The organism is Nostoc sp. (assembly GCF_036917235.1).
Taxonomy (GTDB): domain Bacteria; phylum Cyanobacteriota; class Cyanobacteriia; order Cyanobacteriales; family Nostocaceae; genus Nostoc.
The window spans coordinates 20397-37063 of record NZ_JBALDU010000099.1 but is presented as its reverse complement, the minus strand read 5'-3'; the positions used below and the strand labels follow the sequence as shown (position 1 = coordinate 37063).

The 16667-nt window shown below is 40.2% G+C and carries 9 protein-coding genes; 3 read left to right on the top strand and 6 right to left on the bottom strand.

Annotated features, from left to right (window positions below):
• The first annotated feature begins 492 nt into the window (after positions 1-492).
• Positions 493-4824, top strand: coding sequence for a DUF4347 domain-containing protein (locus tag V7K44_RS27975; protein WP_334936496.1), 4332 nt, complete (start codon positions 493-495; stop codon positions 4822-4824).
• A 76-nt stretch (positions 4825-4900) separates the two neighbouring features.
• Here the strand turns inward: V7K44_RS27975 and rpiA are convergent, their stop codons facing one another.
• Positions 4901-5611, bottom strand: coding sequence for a ribose-5-phosphate isomerase RpiA (gene rpiA, locus V7K44_RS27970; RefSeq protein WP_099099407.1), 711 nt, complete (start codon positions 5609-5611; stop codon positions 4901-4903).
• A gap of 245 nt (positions 5612-5856) precedes the next feature.
• Here rpiA and V7K44_RS27965 point away from each other — a divergent pair, with 245 nt between their 5' ends.
• A complete protein-coding gene (locus V7K44_RS27965; RefSeq protein ID WP_334936854.1) occupies positions 5857-6531 on the top strand; it encodes an S-layer homology domain-containing protein in 675 nt (224 codons plus the stop codon).
• A gap of 30 nt (positions 6532-6561) precedes the next feature.
• Here V7K44_RS27965 and V7K44_RS27960 read toward each other — a convergent pair whose 3' ends face one another.
• The 5 genes from V7K44_RS27960 to V7K44_RS27940 all read right to left on the bottom strand — a co-directional run bounded on the left by V7K44_RS27960 (position 6562) and on the right by V7K44_RS27940 (position 13353).
• Positions 6562-7824, bottom strand: coding sequence for a hypothetical protein (locus tag V7K44_RS27960; RefSeq protein ID WP_334936495.1), 1263 nt, complete (start codon positions 7822-7824; stop codon positions 6562-6564).
• A 692-nt stretch (positions 7825-8516) separates the two neighbouring features.
• The gene (locus V7K44_RS27955; RefSeq protein WP_334936493.1) at positions 8517-10436 is read right to left on the bottom strand and encodes a hypothetical protein; all 1920 of its coding nucleotides are present in this window, start codon (positions 10434-10436) and stop codon (positions 8517-8519) included.
• Between the two features lie 58 nt (positions 10437-10494).
• The gene (locus tag V7K44_RS27950; RefSeq protein WP_334936491.1) at positions 10495-10830 is read right to left on the bottom strand and encodes a hypothetical protein; all 336 of its coding nucleotides are present in this window, start codon (positions 10828-10830) and stop codon (positions 10495-10497) included.
• Between the two features lies 1 nt (position 10831).
• Positions 10832-12997 carry a hypothetical protein gene (locus tag V7K44_RS27945; RefSeq protein ID WP_334936489.1) on the bottom strand — a complete coding sequence of 722 codons (2166 nt, stop codon included), beginning with the start codon at positions 12995-12997 and terminating at the stop codon, positions 10832-10834.
• 158 nt (positions 12998-13155) lie between these two features.
• Complete coding sequence (locus V7K44_RS27940; RefSeq protein WP_334936487.1) at positions 13156-13353, bottom strand: hypothetical protein; 198 nt, start codon at positions 13351-13353, stop codon at positions 13156-13158.
• Between the two features lie 430 nt (positions 13354-13783).
• On the opposite strand from V7K44_RS27940, the gene V7K44_RS27935 reads away from it, so the two are divergent.
• Positions 13784-16609, top strand: a complete 2826-nt coding sequence (locus V7K44_RS27935; RefSeq protein WP_334936485.1) for a DUF3131 domain-containing protein — start codon at positions 13784-13786, stop codon at positions 16607-16609.
• Positions 16610-16667: the final 58 nt, after the last annotated feature.

Genomic DNA, 16667 nt, shown 5'->3' with positions numbered 1-16667 from the left:
CGGGATGATTTAGTTGTTGGAATTCCTGAAGTGAGAAAGACCTCCTCATGAGCACAACAGTTTTATCTTTCTCAGATGATAACGCGGGAGTGCGGCAAGCCTAAACCGGAAGATCGGCTAAAGTGATTTTTGGGATTTTATAAAAGTCATTTTCCGAAAAGCTATTAAAACCCAAATTCATCAATTGAATATCTGGCAGGATCTCAACAAAAGTTGAGAAACCGCGTTTAGAGGCGAAAAATCTAGGTTTTTAGGATAACCAGCATAAAAACTGATGTTTGATACATCTGCTAGATGTGAATTGGGGAACCCAGTAAAATTACATACTTTTATTGCTTTACAAAAGCGGCAACTTACTAGATGATGGCAACGAAAGGGAAAATAATTACTAAAAATCTAGTTTTTTACTCTCAGTAGTTGTGTGAAAACCCTGTAATTACAAGGCTTAAGTCGGTTTGAGTTTCCCTCATTACCTTAGCTGGAAGTAACAAAATGGCAACGCTACATACCTCACACTTCTCAGAACATTCCGCAGTTTCCATCTCCTATACCCATAGTCTAGTCTTCATTGATATGGCGGTTGAAGACTATAGCGATTTAGTCAATGGCGTGCTTCCCAATAGCCAAGTGTTCGTGCTTGACTCGACACAGAACGGTGTTGAACAAATTACGAAAATTCTGACGAGTTGGGTAGACACGCAGCGGCTTGTCGTTAGACATCGCTCGAATTTGGCTAACATTCATATTGTGTGTCACGGTGTCCCAGGTTGCTTACAATTGGGCAATACCCATTTAGGAATTGATACCCTCGACGAATACAGTCAGCAACTCCAACAATGGCAGAAGATATTTTCTACCTCTGGCAAAGCCAATAACCCTAGTAACTTACTCATCTATGGTTGCAATGTAGCTTTAGGTGATGCGGGGGCAGAATTTGTAGGAAAACTGCACCAACTCACAGGGGCAAATGTTGCTGCTTCGCGTCAGCGAATTGGTAATGCAGCATTAGGCGGTAACTGGGAGTTAGAAGTTCGCACTGCTGATATGGAAATAAATCTTGCGTTTGCAGAAACGACGCGAGAAGCTTACGCAGGAATACTAGCAACGTTTACGGTGAATAATACCCAAGACGTAGATGATGGCGATGCGAATAACGGCATTACCACCCTGCGGGAGGCAATTAACTTAGCGAATGCTTCTACTGAGGATGATGCGATCGCTTTTGAAGGCGTGTTCACCGATGCCACCCCAGATGTAATCACTCTCACCTCTGGGCAACTAACTATTAGCGATGATGTCACCATCTTGGGGACTGGAGCATCTAAGCTTACTGTGAGTGGGAATAATGCTTCCAGGGTATTCGAGATATCGGGTATAGGAACAGATGTCAGTATTGATGGTTTGACCGTTGCTAATGGTAATAATACTAATGGTGGCGGTATTTTGGTCAATACAAATACCATTCTCAGCCTCACTAACAGCACTGTATCGGGCAATACAGGAAACGGCATTAATAACTCTGGCATCCTCAGCCTAACGGGAAGCAGTATCTCTGGCAATACAGAAAACGGCATCAATATTAGCTATAGCAGCTTTGGCTTCCTCAACCTAACTAATAGCAGTGTCTCTGGCAACACAGGAAGCGGCATCTCTAACGCAGGCGGTAGAGTTAGTCTAACTAATAGCAGTGTCTCTAGCAATACGCGAAGCGGCATTGTGAATAGCGCTGGTATTATCAAATACTCCTCTTTTTCTTTAAAGTCTGGTTTCCTGAGCCTTACCAATAGCAGTGTCTTTGGCAATACGGAAGGGGGCATCTCTAACGTAGGCAGCTTTCTTAGGCTTACCAATAGCAGTGTCTATGCTAATACGGGAAGTGGCATTTCTAACTCATACATCTCTGATATATACTCTAATGCCTCAAGTTCAGCGATCTTAATTAACAGTACTATATCTGGTAATAGGGAAACTTCTGACGGCGGCGGCATCTTTAACAACGATACTCTGAGCCTGATTAACACCACGGTTACCAATAACACAGCTGACTCAAACGGCGATGGGACTGGCGACGGTGGCGGCGTTTTCAATGATGGTGGAACTATCACTGTTGGGAACACTATCATTGCAGCCAACTTCGACAACTCCACTTCCGGCAACATCTACCCCGACGTGGCTGGAAACTTCAGCGATGGCAATAATCTGATTGCTAATAACACTGGTAGCACTGGATTCACCACCAGCACCTTCGTTGGCACCAGTACTAGCCCCATTGACCCCAAAATCGGGCCTCTACAAAATAATGGCGGTGCAACCTTTACTCATGCTTTACTTGTGGGTAGTCCCACCATTGACGCAGGCAATAATTCTCTAATTCCTGCTAGTGTCACCACAGACCAGCGAGGCACTGGATTTAACCGAATATCCGACGACAGAGTGGATATTGGTGCTTATGAAGTCCAGTCCACTAGTCTACCACCTGTTAATACTGACACAGTAGTAACTAATACCAACGATTCTGGGGCAGGGTCGTTGCGACAAGCTATTCTCAATGCTAATGCTACTGCCGGGGCGGATACGATTACTTTTGCGGGCATGTTCACCGATGCCACCCCAGATATCATCACCCTCACATCTGGGAAATTGACGATTACCGATGATGTAACCATCTTAGGGACTGGGGCATTAAACCTCACCATCAGTGGTAATAAATTATTAGGTGTCTTTGAAATATCAGGAACAGGGACAGATACCAGCATTGATAGCTTAAAAATTGCTAATGCTAATGATGGCTTTGGCAGTATTTTTCTTAATAACAATGCCAGCCTCAGCTTAACCAACAGCATTGTCTCTGATAATACTGGGTCAGTAGGCGGTATCTTTAACAGAGGTAGCCTTAGCCTAACTAACACCACTGTCTCTGGTAATAGTGGGTTGTCACTAGGAGGCGGCGTATTTAACACAGGCAATTTCAGCCTAATTAACAGCACTATCTCCGGTAATAGGGCAGATAGCTACGGTGGCGGCATCTTAAACACAGGCAGCCTTAGCCTAACGGGAAGCACAGTCTCTAGTAATTACCTGCCCAGCGAATTCAGTCCCGATCGGGGCGGGCCTAGCAGTTCTTTTATAGTAGATACTTATGGCGGCGGTATCTTTAACACAGGTGACCTGAGCATAACTAACAGTACAGTCTCTCACAGTAGGGCGACCTACGGCGGCGGCATCTTTAACAAAGGCACATTCATCCTTAACAACAGTACTGTCTCTAGCAATAGTGCATACAAAGAGGGCAACGGCATCTCTAACGAAGGCACTCTTACCCTGACAAACAGCACTATTACCAAGAATTACATCCAGTCATATAGTGGTTTTGGTAGTGATGGCTTTTTTGATGCTTATGCTGGCCAGGGTAGAAGCGTTTTCAATGACCCTGATGGCACTGTTATTGTTGGGAATACGATCATTGCAGGCAACTTCGGGTTCCAGGGTGACGTTTTCGGTACCTTCACTGACCTTGGCAATAACCTAATTGGCGATCGCACTGGTGGTACTGGCTTTACTATCAGCACACTCCTCGGCACTAGCGCCAACCCCATTGATCCCAAACTCAGTCCGCTGCAAAATAACGGTGGTGCAACCTTTACTAATGCCTTAATTGGAGATAGTCCTGCCATTAATGCAGGTAGTAATACCCTGATTCTGGCAGGTATTACTACCGATCAACGTGGCGCTGGATTTGACAGAATATCTGAGGGTACAGTTGATATTGGTGCTTTAGAGTTCAACGGGCTGAATGGAACCAATGGCGCTGATAATCTACTGGGCAACAATTATAATGACATAATTGACGCTAAAGCCGGGAATGACAGCATCACAGGTAATCAAGGCAACGACATCTTAACTGGTGGCGGTGGCAAAGATAAATTTGTTTACAATTTAGGTGACGGTGTTGATATCATCACCGATTTTGGTGGCGTAGGTAAAGGCTCTAATCCCTCGGCTGCGATCGCTGCCGAATTGGATACCCTAAAATTTCAAGGTGCTGGATTGACAGCCCGAAATCTTTTACTTACCCAGAATGGTAGCAATCTGGAAATTACTTTTGAAGGGGTGGCTGACGATCGAGTTATCCTGCAAAACTTTCCGCTAGAAAAGCTAGACAACTTATCAACGCTGGGTAATATCCTGTTTGATGGGCAAAGCAGCATTAGTGACAGCTTTGATGTCTTCGATGCCAACTCCACCCACAGCACCATCTTCAACAAAAACACAGTCACCTTTCTCAATGACCTAAATAACAATGTCAATGGTTGTGATAACTCAGCTGATGTGATTAATGGTCTAGGGGGTGATGACAGCATAGATGGCAAGAGTGGGAACGACCTACTACGCGGTGGTACGGGTAACGATACCCTACTTGGTGGTGCTGGTAATGATACCCTTATTGGTGGTGCTGGTAAGGATAGCGTCATTGGCGGTGCTGGTGATGACATCTTCTTTGTTGAAAGAAAAAATCCTTTTGAAGATAACGATATCTTGACTGGCGGTAGCGGTCATGACCAGTTCGTCTACAAAACCTTAACTTATTATGGTGAAGCTATCACTGACTTTAATCAGAGCGAGGATAAGTTAGTCTTCACTGACCTATTTAAGAGTTTAGGCTACAGTGGCAGCAATCCCATCTTAGATGGCTACCTAAAATTTGTGCAATCGGATACTTCTACGCTAGTTCAAGTCTTTAGTAATAATTCGCCTTATACCTTAGCAAATTTGAGTAATTTCACGGCTACAAATCTGGTAGTCGGTACTAATGTCATTGTCTAGCACTCAGTTCTAGCCTGTAGTGAAAAAGTTTGGATTTTAGATGTCTCTAAAATCTAAAATCCAAAATCTAAAATTATTACAGTTGCCGCACTAATGGCTGACCATCTTTGACTTCACCAATTAAAACTAAATCGACACAGTTAACGAAGATACCATTTTCCAGAACGCCGGGAATGTTATTCAAGGTCTTTTCTAGTCCCGCTGGATCTTCAATGGAGTCAAATCTGACATCTAAGACAAAGTTGCCTTGATCGGTGATTACTGGCCCAGCTTTTTTTACACCCATACGGAGTTCTGGTTTGCCACCAAGTTTTTTGATGGCATTGGTGACAGGGGTAATTGCCATTGGGATCACTTCCACGGGCACAGCAAAACTGGAACCTAAGCGTTCTACTAACTTGCCACTGTCTACCACGACGATGAACTGTTCTGCTAGGTAGTCTACAACTTTTTCGCGGGTATGTGCTGCACCACCGCCTTTAATCAAATTCTTCTGCGGATCGACTTCATCTGCGCCATCAATGGCAATATCGATGTGGTCAATAGCATCCAAGGTGGCGAGAGGAACACCGTACTGCTTTGCCAGCACTTCTGACTGAAACGAGGTAGGTATACCAATGATATCTTTGAGTTCACCAGACTTGAGGCGATCGCCCAAAAACTGAATCGTATATGCTGTAGTTGACCCCGTACCCAACCCGACAATGGAACCCGATTTGACTAGGGCGGCGGCGGCTTTGCCAACTTCTTGCTTCATCAACTTTACGGGATCTGCTGCTGCTGTCATTCCCAAAACTCCTGAAAAACTGACTATAGTCCATAGTAGTGGGCGGATAACGCCAAAACATCAAAGGGAAAAAACAAGTTTTTGCTGATTTCTACTCCCTTGACGATCAAAACCAGCTAACGCACTACGTAACGGGAGCAACATTGTCTAGCCGAAATTCGTCATTAACTGAGACTAAATTTTGCGTTAACCTCAGTAACGTAGTTTTTTTAAATTCACGTTAGCAGCTAAAAGTAGTTATTATGATGCGTCAGCTTTCAATTACTCTCTCTTTAATGGCACTCCTACAAAGCTTGCCAGCAATTGCTCAAGTACCAGAATCTACTTCTGGAATACCATCTGATTCTATTCAACAGGTAACTGCTACCAAATGGATGACAAACTTTCCCGATGGCAAATTTTATCCAGAAAGGTTACTGAGTCGGGCAGAATTAGCCTCGATTATGGTAAAAGCATTTCGCCTAGATAAAAGAGAAGCTGTTACCAAAGAAAATTTAACTATTCCAGATGTTCCTCGTTCTTATTGGGCATTTAATGATATACAGACAGTTCTAAAAACTGACATCATGAAAGGCTATCGAGGCAATGAATTCTTCCCTAACCAAAAGGTGACAAGGGCAGAAGCTCTGGCTATTTTCGCCCAAGCTTATGGTGTATTTCAATTTCCTGATGCCGCTGTGAATGAGATTCTGGCTTCACATCCAGATGAAAAGTCTATCCCAACTTGGGCTAGAAAAGCGATCGCTACAGTAGCTACCGAGGGATTTCTGAATACAGATGCTCAAGGCAATATTTCTCCATTAAAACCCGTAACCCGTGGGGATATGGCTTATGTATTGAGTAAATATTTGCAACGACAACAGCAACAACCCGAAACACCAGAAGTTCCGATGATTCCAAATAGCCCACAATCACCTTAACTAGACTTTATCGAGCCAACGTGCTTAAAATCAGTTTTGACCAGGATTTCTATACCTGTCTCGAAGTTGACGAAGATATACGGAATTAGACTGTGTTGGTTGCTGCAACACATTATTCCCATAGGTAGATTGTGGTAGTTGCGTCGGTTGCTGCAAACCATAATTCCCATAATTAGATTGTGGTAGTTGCGTCGGTTGCTGCAACACATTATTCCCATAATTAGTTTGTGGTGGTTGCATCGGTTGCTGCAAGCCATAATTCCCATAACCTACAGGGTTTGTGGGTGTGACAACACTTTGACTCGGACTCTGGCTAGAGTAAGGTACAATATTACTCGGTGCTACGTTAGGCACTACTTGACCGTTATTCAAATAAGTGTAAGGATTTTGCGGTAAGTTTGTACCCGTAGTTAACCCATTATTAGGCACTACTTGACCGTTATTTAAATTACTGTAGGGATTTTGTGGGAAGTTCGTACCCGTTGACGTGTTGCCTGTCCCAGCAGTTACCCCAGTGTTTGGTAGAGAATTCTGACTGGTTAAGCTGTTGATGGGTGGCATTAGGGTTGTTCCTGGAGCGGGGACTTGCCCCAAGGCATTTGTCTGAGTTGCAGTGGTATCATTGAAGCTAGACAATTTCTGGTTTGTCGATTGATTAAGCGCTGCTTGCAAAGGGTTGATAGAGACAGAATTTTGATTCTTATTGGTTTGATTAGTGAATCCAACACCCAGGCTAGAAGATGTTTGGTCTCCCCCTGTTGGTTCAGACCCCGTATTAAAGGTTTTAAGACCTAGAAACGGGTTACTACTATCAACTGTTCCAGTACGCAATAAATTGTCTGTTTGTTGGACAAAGGGATTTTTCGTGGCTGGGGAGGTGTCGCCGTTAACACCTAAACCAGGATTTAATTTGGTATTATTAGCAGACTTTTGTTTGTTAATTACATCATCTAATAAGCCTTTGCTCTTTTTTGCCTCAGTCTTTTCTTCAGGCGCATTTGCGTTTAATGAGAGAGTTGCTTGGTCAAAGTCATTAAATAAAACTGGCAGGTTATCAATATCTGCTGCAATAGCTTTGTTTTCTTCTGACAGGGAGGAATCAGCAGACTTTTGTAAAACGACTGGTTTTTTTTGCTTATAAACGAAAATATCTGGGTTTGACCAGTATTCCCAGGTTGCTAGCCCAACTACAGATAAAAAAATTGCAGTTCCCCAAAAACCAGGTCGCCCTAGATTCCATAACCTGGCTTTGAGATAGCGTAAGTAGGCGGGAGGATAATGACGATGTGGCATGGGATTTGCTAAGTGATATTTACTATAAATTGGTAGAATTCGACGGAAGAGGCATTGCTGTTTGATGCTTTTATTGCCTGGGAAGAAAACGTCTCAACTAAAGTTAGATTGTGATTTCATCGTAACTTCTCAAGAAATGATTAGTTATAAGTAAGTCAAAAATTTACTAATCACTATTTTAGACTAAACGGTTTAGTCTAAAAATTATTTTGAGTATCTTAGCTGCGATCGCCCCAGTTTCCATTTTCGCTCTCTTGATTTTCTACAGGACTAGGACTAACGACCTATCGATGGTGCTTACCGAAGAATGAATAGCTACTGCGATATATACAATATTCACCTTGGGTAGCAGAGGTGGCATCTCTGCGGTGGAAATATTTAAAATAGTTAATTAACAATAATTACCAACTGTAGTTTTTTGTAATGATTTAGGGGCAAGGCAAATGCATCTAAATTTTGACAAAGTGGTAAGTGGTAAGTAAATGTGTGTTTAAAGTAGTATAAGTAAACTATATGACTAGTTAAGTGAGCGATCGCTAGTTCTACCTCCTTCAATAAATCCTAAATATGTCAGAGATTGCTGATTTCTCAGCTTCTAAGCTTTTGTCGTTAGATTGTAATCGGGGTTTGCAGTGCAGTTTCCGAAATAAGCAGGCGCAGAGATGCGCTGATATTCAACATAAGACTATTTCTCAATTTTCAATTAATACCTTTGCCACTTTTTGTAGCAAGGATGATTGACTATTATCACTGATCTTTAAAACATTTTGAGTTAGTGTACTAAAATGTAAAGCCGTGATGGGATGCTCGATAAGTTCAGGTGTCTGAATTTGCGTTTTTGAATATGTATTCCCAATCAAATGATAAACTTTAAACCCTCTCTTTATAATCCTATCAATACTTTTTGCAAGTGGAACATAATACTGAATAAATGTTGCTTCATCCAAATCAAAACATATCATATTTTGGATTCGCTTTATAGGTTTAACCTCACTGTTATAATATGACACCAAGGGTAATAATCTACTACTATTCTCATCTTTAATTTGTCGGTTAATTTCTAGTTCTCCATTTTCCATATCTTCAATAATACCATTCCGTCCAATTAAACTTGGTGTATACAAATCATCTGCATAACAACTAATATATAACTGCTCAGATTCATCTACAAAATATTGTTGATCGTCAATTAATTTTTCTGATTTGTTCTTTTTCCTTCTTAAAAATGGAAATTTATCTTCAATCTGCTTCATGTCGCGCATTACATTATTCATATATATGGAACCGTTTTTATATAAGAATTCTACTGCTACCGCTTTAGCTTCCTTTTTTCGCGGGCTACGCACATATATAGTAAAGAATTGTTTTTCAGGAAATGATTGAAGAGTAATAGGCAAGCCAAAGTTGGGATTTACAAGACTTTGCCTGATCCAGTTTTTAATTCCCAGTTCAATCAATACCTTCTGAAATTTAGGTGAAATTTTTATCTTGTGTTTCTCGCGGAAATCTTCCCATTGTTTACTATCTTCTTGTCCTCTTAGATAGCAGGAAATAGAACCTTCGACATCCAAGAATTTCCCATCTGTAAAAGTCTGCGTATCCAGGCGCAGAATATCTCGATCAATTTTTTTATCTGTATAATTGAGAACCGACCAAGAAGAAGGTTTTCCATCTCCAACAGCCCTAAATTCTGATACATTTATCCCCTGCGTGCTAAAAAACTCTCCTGTCTCCAAATAGTTAAATCTTTTCTTTAACTGTGAATAAAAATCAACTTTCTCTCTATTATCTATTTTTGTTGATGGATACCAGAGTTTATCATTTCTCTGGTATGCCATTGAACCAGCTTCTTCCTCCAAATCTTTATTGAGAACTAAATAGTTTTTTCCCTTATCCAGTTCAATATCTAACCAGGGAACAACTTCAGTAATTCTCCAGTAAGCATCGTCCTCACCCTCAACTTCTTCTTTTTCATAGGTACTAACAGTTTTTCCAGAATTATAAAATGTGAGAGGAGATACACCTTGATGTTTCAGAAAATTTTTCAGAAATTGTTGGTCATCTTCAATCAGATCAACTCCAGTGTTGTTAATAATCTCTAATGATTCTACAGATTCTATATTTTTTATAAAAGGGTTTTCTAAGTAGTGGTCAGCCTGAAAATGAAGGGGTCTAAAGCTAATACCACACTCACTTAAAAACTCCTCAAGTTTTGTCATGAGATTTTGGTAATGATAAAGCTGAGTCTTTTTAAAGTTGTCAAAATTCTCGTTATCTTTACCAAATTGCATAAAATAAATATCATTTTTGCGACGAGCATCGAGGTCACGTTCAAAGTAGTAGCTCTTCTTGTTGTAGACCAACAACTCTGCTACATCGTCACTATCTATGGTACTGTACTGATCTGCTGGTAATAATAGTCGCTTTTTTCGAGAGAAGGTTAATGTTAGTACATTATGGTGATTGTATTTGATTAACAAATTCTGTCCCCACACCACAAGAGCGTCTTTCGATTTGGTTAGATTTTTGGAATGAACTAAGAGTAATTCTTCAAAACCATTCATTGTCTCAACAGATAAGCCTTGAGAAAGAATATAAAATTTAAAAACCAAATTTAAGATTCTTTCTCGATTATTAGGAAAGAATTTTTTCCATCCCGAATGGCTTTTATTAGGGGATAAAAAGAATACATACTTTTTTTTTCAGTGTATGAGAGAAAGTACTGAATTCTGAATCTTGCCGTGTTTCGCCATATTCAGAAAGCCGTTCTTGGATCTGATTTTTAATGAATCTATGCTGTTTCTTATAGAAAGTAGCTAGTGAATCCTCATCTTCGGAATACTTATCTTCAGTAGGCTGATATTCAAGAACAAAATGGTCAATCCCTTTACCCCTTTTCAAGAGATATTGGACAAGTTTTTCAGCAACATCTTCTAGTTTATCTAATATCTTTATCTGGTTTGTTCGTGATTTATCTGATAAGGCTTTAGTCATTTTATCTTTCATTTTATTTCTCCTTGGGGAACAAAAAGTCTTTGAGTATATTGGATTCAACGGGGAAACGTTGGCTATCAAAGTAAATCAAATTTCCAGAAAATAATGTTGGTGAGTATTGGTGACTTTTTTCTTGGGTTGCGTGCAAATTTAGAAGTAACCCTCTCACGGCGCTAAATTTTGGATAATCTGAAAGAATGGTATTTAGCTTGTTTTGGCTTTTTTCCAGCGTTTTGTTTGAAAGGCGATTTCCCGAAGCTATACTCCATGCCTTAACATCAATACAAAATAGCGTATTGTCCTTGATATAGTACAAATCAAACCGCTCATACAGCTTGTTATATTTTTTGAAATCTAGCAATTGCTCAAACCCATAAATAACTTTTATGGCTTTCCACTCTTTGCCTTTGAAAACTACATCTTTAATCCAGCGTTCGGTAAAATTTTCAGTTAGTGATGGATACAACACATCGTAAAAGAAATGTGGACGAGGAATATAAGTATTAAAAACTTCTGGTTGTGGAATCAATTTGTTGTATATCTTGTAGATTAAATCAGTGGAAGGATCTAGCGAGCCAATTTCATTGCCTTCCAAGTCATACCCTTGGGTATTTGTTTTTAGATATTCAGGATATAACCGCTTCTGGTAAGGATATATTTTTTCACCATTGATGCTATCGCTGATAAACTGGAACTTTTTGCCGTCTTCCTCCTCTGAAGCTAAATATGGGGTAAACTCAGGTTGTTCCGGGTTGTGATAAAATAATGACTCAATAAAATCATCAGGAAATAGTTTTAACTCTCGTAACTTTTTCAGATACCTGTCTGGCTCTTTAAAAACAACTGGATCGCGTAAAGCATCCCACATTTTTGTGATGGCAAAGGCGTTTTTATCTTGGTGAAAATTATCAATCTCATCTAACATTTTTTCTCTAAAAGTTTGGAAATGCAGAGAAGCATTAATCTCATGATAGACATGCTCATCATAATCATTAATTGCTCGTTTCTTCTCTTCCTCTTGAACACTTAAGTAAACTTTGTGGTTGTTAACGGAAAATTTACGAATTTCATTGGACTCTTCCCGCTCCAGGTATCTGTAAAAATTCACTAAATTTTTTCGAGTTTCTTCATTAACGAAAATCTTTACCACTTGGTTTGAAAAATCACGTCTCTCTGATCTACCGATAGCTTGCAAAACTTCTTTGCCTAATAAGATTTGGTGTTGCTGCTCTCGAAATGCTCCAGCTTCCGGTTGGCTCAGGTATTTGTTGAAGTCTTTGATTTCAATATTAGATTCACCCAAATTTACAATACTTTTCATCAATGCAAAATGGTAAAGTGTAGTAGATTTTTCAGCATCTATTGACTTCTTAAGTGACGGTTTCATTACTGTATAATAACTGTCCATTAACAAAACCAAAGAGTCGAAATCTTTTTCATCACCATTTTGGTTCCTTATGATAGGGTTTAATCCTTTTGAAGCTGACTGATAAGCCGATATAAAGAAAATTTTCTGACCTTCTTCTTCAACAAGCTCATCTAAATATGTTTTTTGAGTTGTTTTATCGGAGTAAAGACTATTGAAAGATGCCTCATATAAAATGATTTTAATCCGAATATTACTCTGATTTTTTTGAGGCTTCAAATTAACATAATATATGTTTGGATGCTTTGGTGATTTCTCAAATACAAAATTAGTATTATGAACTTTATCCCAAAAGTTCATAAACTTTTTAATCCAACGTAGGGTTTGAGTAAAAGCAATGGTTTCTTGAACTGAATCATCTTCAAAAAGGTAAAACAAGAAACGAATAAAATTGTTTAGTTCTTGTATTTTGTAACTACTCAACCAAGTATTATCATTCTTACAATCATCGATAAAGTCTTTTAAAATATTTTTTTCAAATCGTTCTGCAACTTCTTGAGTTTTGTTGTTTGGGAAAGATGATAAATTCTCGTTGAAAAAATTTACTGTAATCTGTCGCTTTGCCTCACGCTGATCTCTGATTTCTTCACAAAGCAAGACTTCTTCTTCAACCATTGCCTTAAAGGAACTTTGACCAGATTCATTACGCAAATTATCTTCTAAATAACGCATATCATAACTTGTGCTTAAATCCCCAATAATTCCCCCTGTTGCTGAAATAATAAAAATCACATTGCCGTTATTAGCTAGCATGGAATTTATCTTCTGTTCAGGCGAACTAAATATAGCAGTACTACCAATAGAAACTTCTCTAAGTTGGTCAGCAATCAGATTATTTTTGGAATTTTGATAACGAGAAATTTCTTTAATATTTATGATAGACTTATAGCTTTCATAGACATAAGCACGGTTTAAGTATTTGAGCAGTTGATTTTGCGATATGCTTTCCTCACTCGCTTTTTGAATCCTGACCCTGTACCATAATTGATGAGTTTGAGTTGGGAACGGTTTTCTCGAAAACTATCTTCAATTGTTGTAAGGTAGGAATTAATAATTTTGGAACGAGCTGATTCTAACTGCTGGCTAGGAGAGTCTTTTTGCTTGTGCATTACATGCCATCACTTTATCTAGGGTAAGTACATAAAACCCCTGAGCTTAGTTGACTGACAAATCTTTAGCCAAGGGCAGTTGAAATTGATGTTATCAGGACAAAGTCGGTGCAGACCGACTATATATGTAGAACTTTTCTTAAATTTTGAAAATATACCAAAAATTGTCCGTTTATTTACCCAATCCGTCATAAGTATATAAAAAACTTTTCCATAAAATCTCTTTTTGGGCTAAATACAAACTTCTTCCGTATACAGTCCTCGTTCAAGGAAACAGCATAGAAAATTTCCGTATAATTCACCCTGATGTCCAGAATTTTTGCGAATATCATTTACTAGCGCTACTTGACTCATTCGATACATCTCTATTTATGAATATAGCTGTATAGATGTGCAATGACGTTGCTAACTCCTAACTCCTTCTTTGCGTATGCTATACAAGCACCGTCAACAAAAGCTGTTGAGATGGATTGCATTGTTCCTAATTGGAACATTTCTGCAATTGTTGTTTTACATCCCGACACCAGTCTTATCTCAAAATTCTAATAGCTGTAGCAATATTACAACTCCGCTTACATCTGAAGAACAAACTTATGCTCGTGCGGCTTGGCAGTATTTTGTCAAAAATTATCAGCCAGCAACGGGATTTACCAATTCTACTGGGGGTTATCCTTCAGGTACACTCTGGGATATGGGTAACTACCTGATGGCATTGAATACTGCACGATGGTTGAATCTTACCGATCAAGCAGACTTTGATTCCCGCCTCAATAAGTTTTTGACGACTCTTAGCAGTCTGAAGTTATTTGAAGATGCCTTACCAAATAAAGTCTATAACGCAGCCACTGCACAGATGGTTGATTATGGTAACAATCCCCTAGAGCGTGGTCTTGGCTGGTCTGCTTTGGATGTTGGGCGAATAATGGCTGCGTTTGATGTCATCCGTACCTGTCATCCTCAATATAATGACTGGCTCAAAGGAATTATAGCGAAGTGGCAGGTGGCGCGATCGCTCAAAGATGGACAACTTTTTGGCGCTACTGTTCTCCCTGATAACAAAACCTTACTAGTACAAGAAGGACGACTCGGCTACGAAGAATACGGCGCTAGGGGTTATCAACTTTGGGGTTTCTCAGCACCCAAGGCTATTGCCTTAGAACCGTTTAAGTTAGTCGAAATTAATGGTGTGCAAATCCCTGTTGATAGCCGTGACTTTCAAAGCACCAATGCTAATAATTACGTTGTGAGTGAGTCTTATATCCTTGATGGGATTGAATTTGGCTTGCAGGGTGAGTTAGCTGATTTTGCTGCCAGGGTTTTAGATGTGCAAAAACGGCGTTTTGATACCACAGGTCAGTTAACTGCGGTGACAGAAGATAATATCGACCAAGCACCTTATTTTCTTTACAACACCGTTTACGCCAACGGTACAAATTGGGCAACTATTACCGATACCAATCAACCTTATCCACAGTTTCGCAGCCTCAGTACAAAAGCTGCTTTTGGCTGGCACTATCTGTTTCCAGATAATGCTTATGCCCAAAAAGTTTTTGATGCAGTCAAGGATCTCCGCAGTCCTGAAGATAGCGGTTACTATGCTGGGATCTATGAAGAATCAAAACAACCCAATAAAGCTTTGACAGGTAATACTAATGGGTTAATTTTGGAGATTTTATACTACAAAGCTAGGGGAAATCACCCCTTAATTGCTTCCACTTCTGCGAGTGTGTCTACTAGCAAGCCTAGTGAGAATACTTCTTCAGCAATCCCTGCAAATCAATCGAATTCTACTGTTACGACTCCGATCGCAACACCTGCAAATCAACCGAATTCTACTGTTACAACTCCGATCACAACTTCTAAACCTACAGAAGTAGCTGTTGCACCTATTGCACCAGTGGATAGTCCCCAGCCATCATCTAACCTGAAACTAGATCGATCGCTAACGCCTATTGAACGGCGCTATGCAGAAGCGGCTTGGCGATACTTTCAAGCGAATTATCACGCTAAGAGTGGGCTGATAGACGATCGCAGTGATTTCAAAGGTGCAACCCTCTGGGGATTGGGAGATTATCTTGCAGCACTCCATGCGGCGCGATCGCTCGATACAATTACCCCTAAAGAATTTGACCAGCGCACCCGCCATCTCTTAGGAGCCTTGACAAAGTTACCGTTACTTGCGGGTGAATTGCCAAGTCGGAGTTATGATACGCGATCGCTCCAACCGGTCGATTATGGTGGCAATCCAGTTCCCGAAGGAAATGGTTGGTCAGCTTTAGATTTAGGTAGAATGCTGGCAGCGCTTTACAACTTAAAAAGCTGTCATCCAGAATACACGACAGCCGTAGATAAAATTGTTCTGGATTGGTCATACTTGCGTGTGGTGCGCGAAGGTATTCTTTCTAGTGCCACCGTTACTAAAGAGGAAGATGGGCGATATCTCACCCGCGTTAACCCAGAAATCCGCTTGGGTTATGAGGAATATGCGGCTCGTGCTTTTCAATTATGGGGGTTTAATCTCGATCGTTCTGCTGTTGGGGGTGAATATCAAACTGCCTCAGTGGAGGGATTGAAAGTCCCAATTCAACGCCATCGCACAGATACTAATTCCAAAAACCAATACACCGTTAGCAATCCTTTTGTACTCTATGCATTGGAGTTTGGACTAGATCCAAAAATGCGATCGCTCTTTGAACCAATTTTCCAAGCACAAGCTGAACGTTACCGTCGCACCGGCACTCTCACAGCCTCAGCCACCACCTTAATCGATCGTAAACCTTACACTGTCCACAGTACAATTACTGGACAAGGAGAGTCTTGGGTAGCTTTAGGAGATGATGGTCAAGCAGTACCAAAAGGGCGACTGGTCAGTACAGCGATCGCTTTTGCCTATCATGCCCTGCTTCCAGACAATAAGTATAGTCAACAGTTACAGGAAGGAACGACTGACTTATATAATCCACTAATTGGATTTTATGAGGGCTTCTACGAAACCACCGGTAAAACAGCAGTTGGTTTCACCAGCAGCACCAACAGCATGATTTTGCAATCCTTGTTATACAATGTGACAAATCGACAACCCTTAATTCGTCCGACCACTATAAACTCCCTTTGGTGGCAGACAGTTACCAAGGGAAATTCTGGGCGAGGTCTACCAAATACTGCCACACAACAAACCAAGTTAACTTCTGATAGTTCTGGAAGTTACTGGGTTTCAGATAGTGAAAAGACTCACCTAGTAACTGGCACAAAATAACATAACCAAAATCCTGATTTTCAGATAGGGGCAATTCATAAAACATTGGTGTCAACTT